This is a genomic window from Streptomyces sp. NPDC007983 (genome assembly GCF_042958345.1).
Taxonomy (GTDB): Bacteria; Actinomycetota; Actinomycetes; order Streptomycetales; family Streptomycetaceae; genus Streptomyces.
Genome location: NZ_JBIBJI010000001.1, coordinates 814,266 through 829,902, shown reverse-complemented (window position 1 = coordinate 829,902; position 15,637 = coordinate 814,266). Strand labels below are relative to the sequence as shown.

Sequence of the window (15,637 nt, the reverse complement as noted above, 5' to 3'; positions counted from 1 at the left end):
AGCGACGTGGTGTCGGAGTACGCCGCCCTGGGCGGGACGAGTCGCGGGAGGGACGTGGCCCACGCTGATGTTGCGGTTACTTCGGGTCGCGGTTGAACTGCGCCGTCGTCCAGCGGTAGCCGAGCGCGGCCAGACCGACGCACCAGGCGATCGCGATCCACCCGTTGTTGCCGATCTCGGTGCCGAGCAGCAGGCCGCGCAGGGTCTCGATGGCGGGCGTGAACGGCTGGTACTCGGCGATCGGCTGGAACCAGCCCGGCATCGTGTCGGCCGGGATAAAGGCGCTCGAGATGAGCGGGAGGAGGATCAGCGGCTGTGCACTGTTGGCGGCCGCCTCGGCGTTCGGGCTGACCATACCTATGCCAACCGCGATCCAGGTGAACGCCAGGGCGAACAACACGAGCAGTCCGAATGCCGCCAGCCACTCCAGGGCCGTGGCGTCCTTGGAGCGGAATCCGATGGCCACGGCGACGGCACCGACGAGAACCGCGCTGGCGATGCACTGCAGCACGCTGCCGACGACATGCCCGATGATCACAGATCCGCGGTGGATCGCCATCGTACGGAAGCGGGCGATGAGGCCCTCGCTCATGTCCATGGAGATGTACACCGCGGCCCCGATCACGGTGCTGCCGATGGTCATCAGCAGGATGCCCGGGACGATGTAGGCGATGTACGCGGAGCGGTCGGGGCCACCGCCGCCGATGCCCGCGCTCATCACGTCGCCGAAGATGTAGACGAAGAGCAGCAGCATCATGATCGGCGCGAGCAGCAGGTTCAGGGTTCCGGACGGGTAGCGGCGCGCGTGCAGCAGATTGCGGCGCAGCATCGTGGACGAGTCGCGGACGGCGAGGGAGATCCGGGTCGGTCGGGCGGGAGCCAGGGCGGAGTTCATCGGACGGTCTCCTTGGACTGGTTGGGGACGTCGGCCGGGCTGGTGAGGGCGAAGAACACGTCGTCGAGGTCGGGGGTATGCACGGTCAGCTCGTCCGCCTCGACGCCGGCCGTGTCCAGCCAGTCGAGGATGGAGCGCAGCTCGCGCTGGCTGCCGTCGCTGGGGATCTGCAGCGCCAGCGCCTCGTCGTCCCGGGTCACCTCACGCAGCGCGGAGGCGGCCGACTGATACGCGGACGGGTCGGTGAAACGGAGCCGCACGTACCCGCCGGGGATGAGCCGCTTCAGCTCCTCGGCGCTCCCTTCGGCGGCGATCTTCCCGTCGTTGAGCACGGCGATACGGTCGGCCAGCTCGTCGGCCTCCTCCAGGTACTGCGTGGTGAGGAAGACGGTGACGCCGCCTGTGACCAGCTCGCGGATGATCTGCCACATGGTGTGGCGGGAGCGCGGGTCGAGGCCGGTGGTCGGCTCGTCGAGGAAGATGATCCGCGGATTGCCGACCAGCGTCATGGCAATGTCCAGGCGGCGCTTCATGCCACCGGAGTAGGTGGCGGCAGGCTTCTTCGCCGCCTCGACCAGATCGAAGCGGGCCAGCAGCTCGGCGGCGGCCCGCCGCCCCTCGCGCTTGGACAGATGGTGCAGGTCCGCCACGAGAAGCATGTTCTCCTCGCCGGTGATCAGCCCGTCGACGGCGGAGAACTGCCCGGTGACACCGATCGCGGCCCGCACCGCCTGGGCGTCGGCGGCGACGTCGTGGCCCGCGACCTCGGCCTGCCCGCCGTCGGCGGCGATGAGCGTAGAAAGGATCTTCACGGCCGTGGTTTTACCGGCGCCGTTCGGCCCGAGCAGCGCGAACACGGCCCCGGCCGGGATGCGCAGATCGATGCCGTCGAGGACGGTCTTGTCGCCGTACGACTTGCGCAGACCGATCGCAGAGACGGCGGCGGTCGACTGCGGACCGTGATGCCGTATGGGCGTGGCCATGACAGAAGAAGGCATGAGGCCCTCCAGTTCGAAGGCTGAAGTTGCGGGGGGATCGGATGAGTTGAGGATGATGCGGGAGATGGGGGCGCTCCGTTGCACAGCGGCATACATGGACGCCAAAGCGAACGGTGTTCACGCAGAAATGGAGAAGCCGTCAGGTGCCGGTGGGTGGCAGCCACTCCACAGCGGCGAGGCCGGTGACGGTGAAGGACACCACCACTTCGCCTTGCGCGGTCGAATGCTGCCGCCCCGAATGCAGTGCCGGATCGCGTTCCAGGACGCCAAGATCCGTGGCTGCGTCGTCACGCGAAGGGTGGAGGACTCCCTCGGCCACCAACACCTCCTTGAATCCCAGATGGCAGGTGAAGAAGGCTGGAGACCGCAGGATCGCCGACGGTCAACAACACCGCTGACGCACTGATATTCATATACTGACCCCCTCCGCGCATCCACCTGCCGTCACGCTCAAGCATCGTCACTGCGGGAAGGCGGATCAACGACGCATCTCGCAACGATGGTTAACACAGCGGTTCACGAACCGGGGGTGGGGAGTGTGGAGCTGCGAGAGATAGAGATCTTCCTGACCTTGGCGGAGGAGCTACATTTCGGCCGGACGGCGGACCGGTTACACGTCACTCCGGCCCGTGTCAGCCAGGCCATCAAGAAGCAGGAACGCACCATCGGCGCCGAACTGTTCAAGCGGACCAGCCGCAGCGTCCAACTGACACCCATTGGCGCACGACTGAGAGATGGCCTCGCCGTTGGCTATCAGCAGATCCAGGAGGCGCTGGCCGCCGCGGCCGCCGCGGGACAGGGAATCACCGGGGAACTCCACATCGGCTACGCCACCGCGTGGTGCGGCAATCTCATAGTGGCAGCCGCCGACACCTTCCGGACCCGCCACCCCAACTGTCTGATCCACATCTACGAGTCCCCCATGCTCGACCCGCTCGGCCCATTGCGCGACGGCAGTCGCGACCTCCAGCTCATCGAGCTGCCAATCGACGAGCCCGACATCGTCAACGGCCCGGTCCTCTTCTCGGAGCCCCGCGCACTGGTCGTCCCCGCGGACCACCCGTTCGCCGAGCGGGAGACCGTCTCAGTGGAGGACCTCGCGGAGGCCCCACTGGTCACCATCACTGGACAGCCCCAGTACTTCCTCGACCTCCACTACCCCCACCGCACACCGAAGGGCCGGCCCATCCCGCGCGGCCCGTCGACCACCGCCTGGCAGGAAGTGCTCACCCTGGTCGGCGCGGGCAAGGGAGTCTCCCCCACCTCCGCACGCGCGGCGCACTACTACTCCCGGCCGGATATCGTCTACGTCCCCTTCCGCGACGCCCCGCCGGTGGAGTACGGCCTCCTGTGGTCGGCCACGGGAAACACCCCGAAGGTGTGCGCGTTCGTCCAGACCGTCCTCGAAACAGCCGCGGTCTGATGGAGTTCCGCGAAACCCAGATCTTCCTGGCCCTGGTGGCTTGGCGGAGGAACCGCCTTTCGGCCGCGCCCCCGACCGCCTGCACGTCAGTCCGTGCGGCGCCGTGCCTCGTGTCCACGGAGAGGTCAATTGAGTGAGTCGGCGGTAGCAGGCGGGCATCCGGCGATGCCAACGTCCTCGACGACGGCGACCACAAGGCCGTTGACCGGCAGCTTGCTCAACCCCGGCTCCCTGCGAGCGCCCAGGCAGGGCCCCACCCTTCAGAGGCCGAGCACCGGGAAGCATTCCCCGACTGGCTGCACACCTGCAACCACCATCGCGGCCAACCGCACTGACAGGCCACTACATCGCCTGCCGCGCCCCCAACTCCACAAGGCAGCCTGGGCGGGTGAGCCTCCAGGGGCAATGGCGCGCTCTCACCGTCGCCATGCATGAGACCTTGCCCCCGACAGGCCGGTGATGTCCTGCGGCCTGCCGTCCGCCACCGCATCCCTGATCAGCTGGTTGTCGTCAAGGCTGCGCGCGCGGCGGTGAGGATCTCCTCGGAGAGCGGGGAGTCCTTGGTAGCCCGGGCCAGGACCAGTGCGCCGAGCATGGTGCACAGCCGGGCGATGCCGTCCTGGTCCTCGGTGGCGAGCCACTCGGCGAACTCGCCCACTCCCTCGGCGTAGACGCGGCGGGCCTCGCGATCTCCGGGTTCGCGTGCCATGTCGGCGGCGAGCGCGGCAGCGGGACACCCATCTGCCGCGCTGTCGCGGTGCTCGATGGACAGGTAGGTGTCGATCAGCTCCTGCTGAGCGGCGCCGCGCTGCCCGCCGTGCCGCTTGAGGCCCTCGTCGCGGAGCCGGGTGAGTCCGTCGAACGCGTGGGCGGTGGCTTCGTCAACGAGCGCCTCTTTGGAGACGAACTGCTTGTAGAAGCCGCCGTGGGTCAGGCCGGCCGCCTTCATGAGGTCGGTGACGCTGACCTGGGTTCCCTGTTCCCGGAACAGCCGGGAGGCGGCTTCCACGACCCGCCTGCGGTTCTCCTCCGCTTGCGCCTTCGATACGCGACCCATCAGCCACCTCCCGATTGGATGCCGGTTGACATCTATCCTAGGCGCGGTTTTAGATTACAGTCATCATCTAATTAGCTGCGGGTCGGGTCGATCGGCCCCGCATCGCTGGGAGCACACATGGATCTGACGAACGCTGTCGCGGTGGTCACCGGCGCCAACCGGGGACTGGGCCGCCACCTGGCCGTCCAGCTCGTGGAGCGCGGAGCGAAGGTCTACGCGGCGGCCCGCCGCCCCGAGACGGTGGATCTTCCGGGCGTCACCCCGCTGCGGTTGGATGTGACGGACGAGGAGTCGATCCGGGCCGCGGCCCGGACTGCATCCGACGTGACACTGCTGGTGAACAACGCGGGCATCTCCACCGCCACGCCGCTGGTCGCGGGCGGCCTGGACGCGGTGCGCCTGGAGATGGAGACGAACTTCTTCGGTCCGCTCGCCGTGACGCGGGCTTTCACCCCGGTCATCGAGGGCAACGGCGGCGGCGCTGTGCTCAACGTCCTGTCCGTGCTGTCCTGGCTGCACCCGGCCGGCCTCGGGTCCTACGCGGCGGCCAAGGCCGCGGCATGGGCGCTGACCGACGCGGCCCGGGAGGAGCTGGCACCCCGCGGCATCACCGTCTCGGCACTGCACGTCGGATACATGGACACCGACATGGCCGCAGGCGTTCCCGCCGACCAGAAGGCCGACCCCGCCGAGGTCGCCGCGCAGGCCCTGCACGGCATCGAGACGGGCCTGCCCGAGATCCTCGCCGATGAGACCACCCGGTACGTCAAGCAGACCCTGGCCACTTCGCCGAATGCGGCCTGAGGCGCCCCGCCACGCCCCTCCCTCCTCCTATCGATCTTTGATCTTGAGCAAGGACACCTGATGCGTTACACGACCTTCGGACACCGCACTGGGCTGCGCGTGTCCGAGTACGCGCTCGGCACGGCGAACTTCGGCACCGGCTGGGGCGCCGGCGCCGAGCCGGACGAGGCGCGCCGGATCTTCGACCGGTTCGCCGAAGCCGGGGGCACTTTCCTCGACACTGCGGACACCTACCAGTTCGGCGAGTCGGAAGAGCTGACGGGCACGTTCATCTCTGCCGATCGGGACCACTTCGTCCTGGCCACCAAGTTCACTCTCGGAGCCGCTCCTCGGCCGGGCATCTCCGCCACGGGCAACAGCCGCAAGAACATGGTCGCCTCGGTGGAGTCCAGTCTGAAGCGCCTGGGCACCGACTACATCGACCTGCTCTGGGTGCACTTCCCCGACCAGCTCACCCCCATGGAGGAGATCCTGCGGGGGCTGGACGATCTGGTGAGTTCCGGCAAGATCCATCACGCCGCCCTGTCCAACTTCCCCGCCTGGCGGGTCTCCCGCGCCGTGACCCTCGCGGACCTGAAGAACTGGTCGCCCATCGTGGGCATCCAGAACGAATACAGCCTCGTCGAGCGGACCGCCGACCGCGAGCTGCTGCCGATGGCCGAGAGCCTCGGACTCGGCGCCGCCCTGTGGTCCCCGCTCGGCGGCGGACTGCTCACCGGAAAGTACCGGCTCAGCAGCGAGGGGCGGCTGAGTGACCTGGGGGCGGTCATCCACACCGAGAGCACCGGCCAGAAGACCGCCGTCGTCGACACCGTGCTGGCCATCGCAGAGGAGACCGGCGTGACGCCCGCCCAGGTGTCGGTGGCCTGGGTGCGGGAGCGGGCCGCCCGGTCCGCGACCTCACTCGTCCCGATCATCGGGCCGCGCAACCTCGCCCAGCTCGACAGCTACCTGGGCGCCCTCGACGTCCAGCTGAACCCCGAGCAGTTCGCCCGCCTCTCGGACATCAGTGCGGCGCCGCTCGGCGTTCCTCACGAGGCGATCGCCGCATCCCTGGACGGCATCCGGGGCGGCGACTCCAGCCGCGTCATCGCCCCAGCTCAAACCGTGGCCTGACACGCGAAGGCATGAACGAGACGGAGACGACGATGAAGACGTTCATGGTCGAGCGGTACGGCGACGACGTGCGCGCCGGTGACATGCCCGACCCACGGGTGGGCGCGGACGATGTCCTGGTCCGGGTTCACGCGGCGAGCGTCAACCCGCTCGACCTCAAGCTCCGTGACGGGGCCTTCAAGGCGATCCTGCCGTACCGTCTCCCGCTCATCCTGGGCAACGACCTCGCCGGGGTGGTCGTCCGGGTGGGATCGGCCGTCACGGGATTCGCGGTGGGCGATGAGGTCTACGCGCGGCCCGACAAGGACCGCATCGGCACGTTCGCCGAACTCATCGCCGTCCACCAGGACGACGTGGCGATCAAACCGGCCACGCTCACCATGACCGAGGCCGCGTCCCTTCCCTTGGTCGCCCTGACCTCATGGCAGGCGCTGGTCGAGCGGGCACAGGTACGGCCAGGGCAGAAGATCTTGATCCACGCGGGCTCCGGCGGCGTCGGCACCATCGCCATCCAGCTGGCCAAACACCTGGGCGCCCACGTGGCCACCACCGCGAGCACGGCCAAGGTCGACCTGGTCGAGCAGCTGGGCGCGGACATCGTCGTCGACTACAAGAAGCAGGCTTTCGAGACGGTCCTCGACGGCTACGACGTCGTCCTGGACACCCTCGGCGGTGAGACGCTGGAGAAGTCCCTGCGGGTACTCGAACCCGGTGGGAAGGTCATCAGCGTCGCAGGCCCTCCCGACGCGGCCTTCGCCCGTGAGCTGGGCGCGAACGCGTTCCTCCGGCTGGCGATGAGCGCGCTGAGCTTCACCACCCGGCGCCGCGCCAAGCGCCGAGGCGTGACGTACTCGTTCCTGTTCATGAAGGCCGACGGCGACCAGCTGCGCGAACTCACCCCGCTCGTCGACGCCGGGAAGATCCGCCCCGTCGTCGATCGTGTCTTCCCGTTCGAGGAGACCCGGGAGGCCATGGCGTACGTCGAGATGGGACGCGCCACGGCCGGCAAGGTCGTCGTCACGATGACATGAACGGATGTCTCCCGACCGGCAAGGTCATCGTGCGGTGGCCCGAAACCGCCGCACGCCGGCGAGAGCCAAGGACAAGGGCCCCACCGCCAGAAGGACCCGGACATGAGCACTCCCCTCAGCCCCCCTCTCCCGACCACCCTCGTCGTACCGAGACGCGCCGACCCGCTCGGTGTCCGTCCGCGGCGTCCCCTTCGTCTACCGCAGCGGCGAGTACACCGCGGGTCACGTCACGGCCGTAGAGGACGGCCTCGCGAACCGAGTCGAGGCCGTCGCACCGCCGCAGGTCAGGCTTGCGCAGGAGGGTTGGCCATCGCCCCTGGCGGGCGCATCATGAAGACGTCGATCGGGTCCTGGGCTTCCACGACGAATCCGTGGCGCTCGTAGAGTCGACGAGCAGCACTGCCCTGCAAGACGTTCAAGCCCACGGTCATGCCCTGCGCGTCCGTTCGCTCCAGTACCGTGCGCAACACAGCGGATCCGAGCCCTCGGCCCTGCCAGTGCGGAGCAAGGTAGAAGTGCTCCAGCCACTGCCTGCCTTCGGCGGGCCGGACCGTAACGCATCCCGCGAGTTCACGGCCGATCATGATGATCGATGTGTGCTGCGAGGAGAAGGAGTCCCGCAGCCGCTGCCGTACTCGGTGCTCGTCGTAGCGCCCAAGGCGTTCCAAGTCCACACGCATGACCGTGGCCCGCAACTCCGCGATCACCTCGATGTCCGCCGCCACCGCAGAACGCAGCACCCAGCCCGCGTGCGCCGGCGTGGTCCGTGCAGGCACTGCCATGTCTGATCGCGTACCGCTCCGCATCACCCCAGCATCCATGGCCGGAGTATCTCAGTCCGCCCGCTGCGAACCGGAACCACGAGTGGGCGGGCCGAACGGGGCGTTGTTCGGACCTGCTTGGAAGGGGCGCACAGCTCGGCCGGCCGTTCATCGGAGAGGGTGGTGTCGGTGTCCTTCCGGACGTCGGCGGGCTGGGGCTGCGGCTGCAGTCGCGCCGGGATGAGGCGTCAGGACGTGCCACGGCCCGGGCCTGCCCGCGGGCCTTCCTCGGCGATCGGGCGGGCTCGGCCGGTGCCGGTGTCGATGAGGATCTGCTGGGCCTGCGCGATGTTGTCGACGCGGACGGCCTGGGCCATCGCGGTGCGTGCCGCGTCGGGCGTCGCGTGCGGTGGGACCACCAGCAGGGAGAAGTGGTCCTGATCGCCTCGGGTGATGAGGACGGTGCCGTCGCCCACAGGGAACGAGTCGATATGCACGATGCGGTCGTCGATGATCAGTCGTGTCGGCAGTTCTTCCCAGGCGTCGGCGTCCAGGCCGACGCGCGTGACGGGTCCGAGGTGCTCGGTCAATGCGGTGATCAGGGCGGGAAGTTCGGCGCCTATGTCGCGGGAACGCGGCCACCACGCACCGTCGAGAATGCCCTCGCGGGTATGTGTCGTCGCCAACCGCAGCAGGGCTGTTCCAGGTTTCACAGCATGGTGGATCGCGTCTGGCAGAAGTTTCACTTCACGCGGGGTGTCGGCGTCGGACATGGCTGCTCGCCCTCTTACGGGGTTCGGTGGCCCGCCGGTTTCACCGTACTCCGAGAGCCCGCGCCCAGGCCCATCGGCGCCCTGCGGACCCGGGCCCGGGCTCTTGAAGAAGTGGCGGATCATACGTGGGCTCAGCGGGGCAACGTCCCGGAGTACAGTGAAAACACCGGGAGTACTCCGCACACCGGCTTCCACGCTGGTGTCGTTCTCGGGGAGCGACAACGCCGGGACGTTGAAGACGCGTCCGGGGACAGGTCCGCGCCATGACCATGACCATCGACCGTACGACCGCCCATGAGCGCGTGCCGTCGCCACCGATTCGCCCGGTTCGCCTGTCACTGACTCCGGCCGGCCCGGTTCCGGGTCTTCTGGACGGTGCGTGGTGGCCTCGCTCCCGCGATCTCCTCCGTGAGCTGCCCGCCCTGACGGACGTGCTGGACGCGCGCTGGGGCCGGATCACTCGCGTCTCCGTGAACCCGGCCCACTGGCCCGTGATCCCGCGCAAGGTGCCTGCGACCGGGCACACCGTGCACGTCGGCTGGTTCACCGACGAGCAGGACCCGCACAAACTGATTCTGCTCTCCTACACCGCAGGCCGCTGGGACCTTCTGGTGATCCCACCGGAGACGAGTGCGGCAGCCGCCTCCCGGCTGATGGGCGCCGCGGCAACCCCCGGCAGCCTCCTCACCGCCGGCAGTCTGATGGCGAACGAGACCGCCACCCGTGATGCCCGGGAGTATCTCAGCCAGGAGGAGGAGTGGGAGACCGATGGCGGGCCCTCTATGGCGGCCGGAAGCCGAAGCCGACCGGCCGGACTTCTGGACTCCGGCCGAGGGAGGTGAGGACATGGAGACCGTGATCACCGTGTCCGCGATCAGCCGGATGAACGGGGTCACCATGCAGCCACCGGATCCCCCCTCGGCAGGGCGCGCCGAGGTGCGTATTGTCGCCGCGTACCCCGAGGCAGCCCGCCAGGTCGCGGAGGTACTCCGTCGTTGCTTCGACGGCACCGAACAGCGGAGCTACCCCGCCGGCGCGGACGGCGGAACCCGCCTCCATCTCATCGTGGATACCGCGCACACGGCAGAGCCACCACGGTCCTGGCTGGTAGCAAGCCGGTCCTCCGGGCAAGACCCCACGCAGACGGACGAAGTCTGAAGGGATGCCCCTCAGCGGGTGCGGGCACGTCGCTCACGCCCCGTGTCCACGTCGGCGGAGGAACTCCAGGACCCCCGAAAAGTCCCTCATGCCGGAAAGGTGCGCCAGGCATAGCATGGTGAATGGGCCGGTTCACTCTCACGTGCGACCGACCCGAAAGGGCGGCCCCGGTGTTTCTGCGCCGGGGCCGTTGTGCCGATATCGGCGCGACGGCAGGGAACAGGACGGCAGGGAACAGGGCGTGATCAGCAGCGTCGCCGGTCGCGTCGCCGACGCGCGGGAAGCGATCTCACGGCGATCTTCAGAGGTGTCGCGGGGCGTCGGGGAGCTCCCGATACTGGGGTGGAGGAGGCAGCAGGACCACAGTGCGGCAAACAGCACAAGGCTCATCCCTGTGTGAGCACAGTGCGGCGAATCGAGGTCGCCATGGCAGAAGGCGAACAGGGCTTCCGTAAAGTCACAGTGGATCGGTCAGAGGGATTCGGTGAGCGGCTGCTGGGTGTGCTGCTGGACCGGGCTCACGAGATGCCACCCCAGCTGATCGCCCCGCTGGTCGCGGAGGAAGTGGGCAGGATCGGCGGTCGGGACGTCTCGATCCTCCTTCAGGACTACGAACAGCTCGTACTGGGCCCCCTGCCGGGCATGAGGCTCGTGGTCGGGGAACCCGAGCGGATCGACGATTCCGAGGCCGGCAGGGCCTTTCTGGGCGCGGTGCCGGTGGAACAGCCGCAGGCCGATGGCGTACGGGTATTCCTGCCGCTGCTGGACGGCAGCGACGAGGTGGGGGTGCTGGCCGTCACCCTGAGCAGCGTCGATGACGACGACCGGCGGTTGCTGCGGCGCCTCGCCGGCCTGGTCGCCGACATGCTGGTCACCAAGAACAGCTATACCGATCAGTTCTTCCGGGCCCGGCGCCGTGAGCCGATGAGTCTGGCCGCGGAGATCCAATGGGCGCTGCTGCCCCCGCTGACCATGATCACACCGCAGGTCGCGGTGGCCGGAATCCTCGAGCCTGCCTACAACGTCGCAGGTGACAGCTTCGACTACGCCCTGAACGACAACATCCTGCACATGGCCGTCATCGATGCCATGGGGCACGGGCTGGACGCCGCCGTGCTGGCGACCGTTGCCGTCAGCGCCTACCGGCACGCCAGACGCGCCGACGTCGGGCTCGCCGAGCTGTACATGTTCATGGACACGGCCATCAACGAGCAGTTCGGGCCCGACCACTTCGTCACGGCACAGATGATGCGCCTGAACATCGGAACCGGCCACCTGCAATGGGTCAACGCCGGGCACCCGGCCCCCCTGCTGATCCGCGACCACCGCGTCCTCCAGGCGCTGGAGAGCCCTGGCACCCTGCCCGTCGGCTTCGGCGGCGCCATTCCGCAGATCAGCGAGCAGGCGCTGTCCCGCGGGGACCGGATCCTCTTCTTCACGGACGGTCTCGTCGAGGAGCACCTCGCCGGCGAAGAGCCGTTCGGCGAGGAGCGACTGCTCGACTTCGTGAACCGCGCGGGATGCGAAGGAGAAGGCGTACAGGAAATGGTGCGCGGCCTGTCCCACGCCCTGATGCAGGAACGGGGCGGAGTCACCACTGACGACGCGACGCTCTTCCTGGTCGAGTGGTGCGGGGGCACCGCCGACCGTCTCGTCACGGTAGAGATATGACCAGCAGATCCGCCACTGGCGCTCGCGTCAAAATCGGGGCAATCAAGTCCACCCCCACACGCCCCGCTGGTCACAATTTTCCCGGACGCACCGGATGCGCACCGGACAGGGGCGGTGAACAGCGGTCGACGACGGGTGCTGCGGCAGGCCCGGCGGCTTGCCGTCAGTGCTCGTTTGCGCTGGTCAACCGCGTGCCCCGCGTCGACCGCCCCGTGAAGCGGACCGGCCTTCGAGGTCTTACGGAGTGCGTGCAGGACTTCAGACGGGCAGATCGTCGGGCAGGACGCGGAACGCCTTGTGATGACCGAGGGGACGTACGGCGCGGAAGTCTCGGCGGTCCAAGGTGAGGATCGCGTCGGTGTCGTAGTCGGCTGCCAGGGCGACGTTCACCACGTTGGTGAGATCAAGGTCGAGCGCCGGGTAGCGGGATCGGACGGACTGAGCGATGCGCAGGTGCCCCTCGGTGATCTCCGGTACGGATACACGGCCGCGGCGCATCCAGCCCCGGATGTCGTCGATCGCGCTCACCGCGGCTTCGCGGCCCAGTTCGCGAGTGGCTACGTGGTCGAGTTCAGCGAGCAGCAAGGGAGACATGACGAGCAGCCCGGCAGCCATGATCGCCTCTTGGGCCGCTTCGTGCTCCGGGTGCGTGGAATCGAGTGCGGCCAGCAAGCCGGAGGTGTCAGCGACAACGATGATCACGCAGCGGTTCCCGCATCGGTTTCGCGCCCGGCAGCATCAGCAACGACATCACGCACCTCGTCCTTGGCAAGGGTGCGCCCAGGACCGGCAAAGGTGCGGGAGAACAGCGGCTCATCCCACACACGATTGGCCATCGCGGCGAGATGGATGCCCTGCCGGATGATCTCGGCCTCACTGATGCCGCGGCGCTTGGCCGCCTCCTTGATGATGGCGAGGTCTTCCGGGTCCGCGTAAACGTTGGTGCGCTTCATGGACATGTACCTAGAGTGACACATACACCAGATTGGTGTATGTCAGTGCCGCCTCGACGTACAAGCGGGCCGCGGTTGTCCGGTTCCGGTGCCGGGGTCACACATCGTGTACCGCGGCTTGCAACGCCGCGGCTATCCGGCGGGTGTCGGCTTCGGTGGTCTGCCAGTTGCTGAAGGCGGCGCGCAGTGCGGGCACGCCGTCGAGGACGGTGGGGGTGAGGAAGACCTCGTCGGCGAGTTGGCCCGTGAGGGCGGTGAGGCGTTCGGCGGTGGGGTTGTCGGCGAGGGTGAAGCAGACGACGTTCAGCCGGACCGGTGCCAGCAGCCGGAGGCCGGGCATGCTCTCGATGGCGGTGCCCAGGGCGCGGGCGCAGCCGATGCACCGCTCGGTGATCTCGCGGTGGCCGTCCCGCCCGTAGGCCCGCAGGGTGAACCAGGCGGCGAGGGCCCGCAGGCGGTGGGAATTCTCCGGGGTGAGGTGGGCCAGGTCGGGGGTGTCGCCGAGCGGGCCCAGGTAGGCCGCCGCGTTCTGGAAGACGGCCGTTTGCAGGTCGGGCCGCCGGGTGAACTGCACGGCGCTGTCGTAGGGGACGTTCAGCCACTTGTGCAGGTCGACGCAGATCGAGTCGGCCAGGTCGAGGCCGCCGACCAGGTGCGCGTGATCGGGTGACAGTGCGGCGAAGGCGCCGAAGGCGGCGTCCACGTGCAGCCAGAACGCGTAGCGTTCGCGCAACGCGGCGATGGCGCGCAGGTCGTCGAAGTCGGCGGTGTTGACGGTGCCGGCGTTGGCGACCACGACGCACGGGCCGTCGGGCTCGGCCTCACGAAGCGCCTGTTCCAGGGCCGACACATCGACGGCTTCCCGTCCCGGCAGGGTCGGCACGGGGAGGAGGGCCCGGCGTCCGAGCCCGAGCATCGACAGCGCTTTGGGCACGCTCGAGTGCGCTGATCCCGACAGCACCTGTGCCGCGCCGAGTACGCCCGCTCCGTGCTCCGCGGGTGAGACGCCCAGTCGCTCTCCGAGCCATTCGCGGGCGATGGCGAGGCCGACGGTGTTGGACATGGTGGCGCCGCTGACAAAGGTTCCATGGTGCTCGTCGGACAGGCCGAACAGACTCCGCAGCCAGGCGATCGTCTCGCGCTCCAGGCTCTGTCCCGCCCCGTCCAGTGACGAGAAGGCGTTCAGATCCCAGGTCGTGGTCATCCAGTCGCCCGCCAGCGCGGCCGGCGTCGTGCCGCCGGTGACGAATCCGAGATAGCGCGGCCCGGCGCTCGCCGACAGCACCGGCTCCCAGCAGGCGATGAACTCCTCCAGCGCCGCCCGCGCTCCCACCCCCTGCTCGGACAAGGGATCCGGCTCCGGAACCGGCGCCGCGGGAACGACGTCCCGCTCGGCGACCTGCCCGAGCACCTCGGCGGCGTGCTGCCGGACGGACTCCAGCAGGTGCGGCAGCCCGTCGCGATCGGCGGCGAGTCGTGGGTGCATGCCATGTCTCCGTTCGTATCGGGTGGCCACGACCGTAGGCAGCACACCGGTCCGGCGCCTGGTCCAATCATGGAAAACTGGACCAGTGCGCGTGAGGGACGACTACGTGGTGCAGGCGCTGGGGCCCTGGCGGAACGCCAAGGCGCCCCTCAGCGCGGCGCTGGCCCGTGCGCTACGGGAGGCGCTGCTCGACGGCCGGATACGCCCCGGGAGCGAGCTGCCCGCCGAACGCCGCCTCGCCGCCGCTCTCGGAGTGAGCCGGGGCACGGTGACAGCCGCCCTGGAGCGGCTGCGCGACGCCGGATGGGTCCGCACCCGGCACGGCAGCGCCAGCACGGTGCAACTCCCCGCGGCCGCTACGGAACGGATCGCTCCCCTGTCGGCGACCGGGGAGGCCGGTTCCCTCATCGACCTGCGCCGGGCCGCACCCGCCGCGCCACAGGAGCTCTATCTGGAGGCGGCCCGGCGCGCCACCGAGCGGGCAGGGCCCTTGCTGGCCGAACACGGCGAACCAGGCCCGGGCATCCCGGAGCTGCGCGCGGCGATCGCCGCATGGTACAGCCGCGAGGGCACCGCGACACGGCCCGAGCAGATCCTCGTCACCAGCGGGGCGCGGGCCGCGCTGACCCTGGTCGCGGCACACTTCGGGCCTCGTGTGGCGGTGGTGGAGACCCCCACGTACTTCAACGCGCTGCAGGTGCTCCGCCATGCCGGAGCGAGGCTGGTGGGCTGCCGGGTCACCGCCGACGGCTGGGACCTGGACCAACTGCGCGACGCCTTCGCCACCGCGCGCGGCCACCTCGCCTACCTGGTGCCCGACTTCCACAACCCGACGGGAGCGCTGATGCCCCCGCACACCCGCCGGACCGTGGCCCAGCTCGCCGCCCAGCACCAGGTCACCCTCGTGGTGGACGAGACCATGCGCGACCTCGATCTGCGCGACCAGCCGGACCCCATGCCCCGTATCCCCGGCGCGCTGCTGATCGGCTCGACCAGCAAGTCCATCTGGGGCGGGCTGCGCATCGGCTGGATCCGGGCCCGTGCCTCGCTCGTCCGGGCACTGTGGGACCACCCACTGTCGGGGCCGCTGTCCGCGCCCCCGGTGCAGCAGCTCGTCGCCGTCGAACTGCTCGATGACCTGGAATCCGTGCTCGGACGGCGTCGGCACGAGCTGCGGCAGCAGCGCGACCACCTCGGCGGTCTGCTCGCCGACGACGCCCGTTGGCGCTTCACGCTCCCGCCCGGCGGACTCGCCCTGTGGCTACGGCTGACCACCGCCCTCGCCGACACCGTCGTCGAACGGGCCGGCCGGAACGGCGTCGCACTCGCGGCGGGCCCGCGCTTCGCGGCGGACGCCACCCTCACCCGCTATCTGCGCGTGCCCTTCACCCCACCGCGCCACGTACTCGAGCAGATCGCCGACGTCCTCGACGACGCCTGCTGAGATGACACCGCTCGGAGTCTCCCCCGGGGGGTCGAGGTCACGGGCAGGTGCCGGAGATGAACTGTTC

Annotated in this window: 17 protein-coding genes; 8 read left to right on the top strand and 9 right to left on the bottom strand. The window is 69.1% G+C overall.

Annotated elements, in window-relative coordinates; all coding sequences use genetic code 11:
• Window positions 1–76: 76 nt before the first annotated feature.
• The 3 genes from ACFZCY_RS03900 to ACFZCY_RS03890 all read right to left on the bottom strand — a co-directional run bounded on the left by ACFZCY_RS03900 (window position 77) and on the right by ACFZCY_RS03890 (window position 2,212).
• Window positions 77–895 carry an ABC transporter permease gene (locus ACFZCY_RS03900; RefSeq protein WP_391169142.1) on the bottom strand — a complete coding sequence of 273 codons (819 nt, stop codon included), beginning with the start codon at window positions 893–895 and terminating at the stop codon, window positions 77–79.
• Window positions 892–1,893 carry an ATP-binding cassette domain-containing protein gene (locus tag ACFZCY_RS03895; protein ID WP_391169141.1) on the bottom strand — a complete coding sequence of 334 codons (1,002 nt, stop codon included), beginning with the start codon at window positions 1,891–1,893 and terminating at the stop codon, window positions 892–894. The genes ACFZCY_RS03900 and ACFZCY_RS03895 overlap by 4 nt, the downstream gene beginning before the upstream one ends.
• A gap of 139 nt (window positions 1,894–2,032) precedes the next feature.
• Complete coding sequence (locus ACFZCY_RS03890; protein WP_391169140.1) at window positions 2,033–2,212, bottom strand: hypothetical protein; 180 nt, start codon at window positions 2,210–2,212, stop codon at window positions 2,033–2,035.
• Between the two features lie 219 nt (window positions 2,213–2,431).
• On the opposite strand from ACFZCY_RS03890, the gene ACFZCY_RS03885 reads away from it, so the two are divergent.
• Window positions 2,432–3,316 carry a LysR substrate-binding domain-containing protein gene (locus tag ACFZCY_RS03885; RefSeq protein ID WP_391169139.1) on the top strand — a complete coding sequence of 295 codons (885 nt, stop codon included), beginning with the start codon at window positions 2,432–2,434 and terminating at the stop codon, window positions 3,314–3,316.
• 496 nt (window positions 3,317–3,812) lie between these two features.
• Here the strand turns inward: ACFZCY_RS03885 and ACFZCY_RS03880 are convergent, their stop codons facing one another.
• Entirely contained in the window at window positions 3,813–4,373 is a 561-nt protein-coding gene (locus tag ACFZCY_RS03880) for a TetR family transcriptional regulator (protein WP_391169137.1), read from the bottom strand.
• Window positions 4,374–4,490: 117 nt separating this feature from the next.
• Between ACFZCY_RS03880 and ACFZCY_RS03875 the strand changes: the two genes are divergently transcribed.
• From ACFZCY_RS03875 to ACFZCY_RS03865, 3 genes are read left to right on the top strand one after another with little or no spacing between them, the layout of a single operon-like run.
• Window positions 4,491–5,177 carry an SDR family oxidoreductase gene (locus ACFZCY_RS03875; protein ID WP_391169136.1) on the top strand — a complete coding sequence of 229 codons (687 nt, stop codon included), beginning with the start codon at window positions 4,491–4,493 and terminating at the stop codon, window positions 5,175–5,177.
• 60 nt (window positions 5,178–5,237) lie between these two features.
• Window positions 5,238–6,293, top strand: a complete 1,056-nt coding sequence (locus ACFZCY_RS03870) for an aldo/keto reductase (protein WP_391169135.1) — start codon at window positions 5,238–5,240, stop codon at window positions 6,291–6,293.
• 32 nt (window positions 6,294–6,325) lie between these two features.
• Complete coding sequence (locus tag ACFZCY_RS03865; protein ID WP_391169400.1) at window positions 6,326–7,324, top strand: zinc-binding dehydrogenase; 999 nt, start codon at window positions 6,326–6,328, stop codon at window positions 7,322–7,324.
• Between the two features lie 284 nt (window positions 7,325–7,608).
• Here the strand turns inward: ACFZCY_RS03865 and ACFZCY_RS03860 are convergent, their stop codons facing one another.
• Together ACFZCY_RS03860 and ACFZCY_RS03855 are read right to left on the bottom strand one after the other, a co-directional pair.
• Window positions 7,609–8,106, bottom strand: coding sequence for a GNAT family N-acetyltransferase (locus tag ACFZCY_RS03860; protein ID WP_391169134.1), 498 nt, complete (start codon window positions 8,104–8,106; stop codon window positions 7,609–7,611).
• Between the two features lie 227 nt (window positions 8,107–8,333).
• Window positions 8,334–8,858 (bottom strand): DUF5994 family protein, encoded by a 525-nt coding sequence (locus ACFZCY_RS03855; RefSeq protein WP_391169133.1) that lies wholly within the window; start codon window positions 8,856–8,858, stop codon window positions 8,334–8,336.
• 263 nt (window positions 8,859–9,121) lie between these two features.
• On the opposite strand from ACFZCY_RS03855, the gene ACFZCY_RS03850 reads away from it, so the two are divergent.
• The 3 genes from ACFZCY_RS03850 to ACFZCY_RS03840 all read left to right on the top strand — a co-directional run bounded on the left by ACFZCY_RS03850 (window position 9,122) and on the right by ACFZCY_RS03840 (window position 11,687).
• A complete protein-coding gene (locus ACFZCY_RS03850; protein WP_391169132.1) occupies window positions 9,122–9,700 on the top strand; it encodes a DUF5994 family protein in 579 nt (192 codons plus the stop codon).
• Between the two features lie 55 nt (window positions 9,701–9,755).
• A complete protein-coding gene (locus tag ACFZCY_RS03845; RefSeq protein ID WP_391169398.1) occupies window positions 9,756–10,016 on the top strand; it encodes a hypothetical protein in 261 nt (86 codons plus the stop codon).
• 426 nt (window positions 10,017–10,442) lie between these two features.
• The gene (locus ACFZCY_RS03840; RefSeq protein WP_391169130.1) at window positions 10,443–11,687 is read left to right on the top strand and encodes a SpoIIE family protein phosphatase; all 1,245 of its coding nucleotides are present in this window, start codon (window positions 10,443–10,445) and stop codon (window positions 11,685–11,687) included.
• A 258-nt stretch (window positions 11,688–11,945) separates the two neighbouring features.
• Here ACFZCY_RS03840 and ACFZCY_RS03835 read toward each other — a convergent pair whose 3' ends face one another.
• From ACFZCY_RS03835 to ACFZCY_RS03825, 3 genes are all read right to left on the bottom strand, one after another.
• Window positions 11,946–12,389 carry a PIN domain-containing protein gene (locus ACFZCY_RS03835; protein ID WP_391169128.1) on the bottom strand — a complete coding sequence of 148 codons (444 nt, stop codon included), beginning with the start codon at window positions 12,387–12,389 and terminating at the stop codon, window positions 11,946–11,948.
• Window positions 12,386–12,646, bottom strand: coding sequence for a ribbon-helix-helix protein, CopG family (locus ACFZCY_RS03830; protein ID WP_391169127.1), 261 nt, complete (start codon window positions 12,644–12,646; stop codon window positions 12,386–12,388). Before ACFZCY_RS03830 ends, ACFZCY_RS03835 begins: the two co-directional genes overlap by 4 nt.
• A gap of 91 nt (window positions 12,647–12,737) precedes the next feature.
• Window positions 12,738–14,126 carry an aminotransferase class I/II-fold pyridoxal phosphate-dependent enzyme gene (locus ACFZCY_RS03825; RefSeq protein WP_391169126.1) on the bottom strand — a complete coding sequence of 463 codons (1,389 nt, stop codon included), beginning with the start codon at window positions 14,124–14,126 and terminating at the stop codon, window positions 12,738–12,740.
• An 85-nt stretch (window positions 14,127–14,211) separates the two neighbouring features.
• On the opposite strand from ACFZCY_RS03825, the gene ACFZCY_RS03820 reads away from it, so the two are divergent.
• Complete coding sequence (locus ACFZCY_RS03820; RefSeq protein WP_391169125.1) at window positions 14,212–15,570, top strand: aminotransferase class I/II-fold pyridoxal phosphate-dependent enzyme; 1,359 nt, start codon at window positions 14,212–14,214, stop codon at window positions 15,568–15,570.
• Window positions 15,571–15,637: the final 67 nt, after the last annotated feature.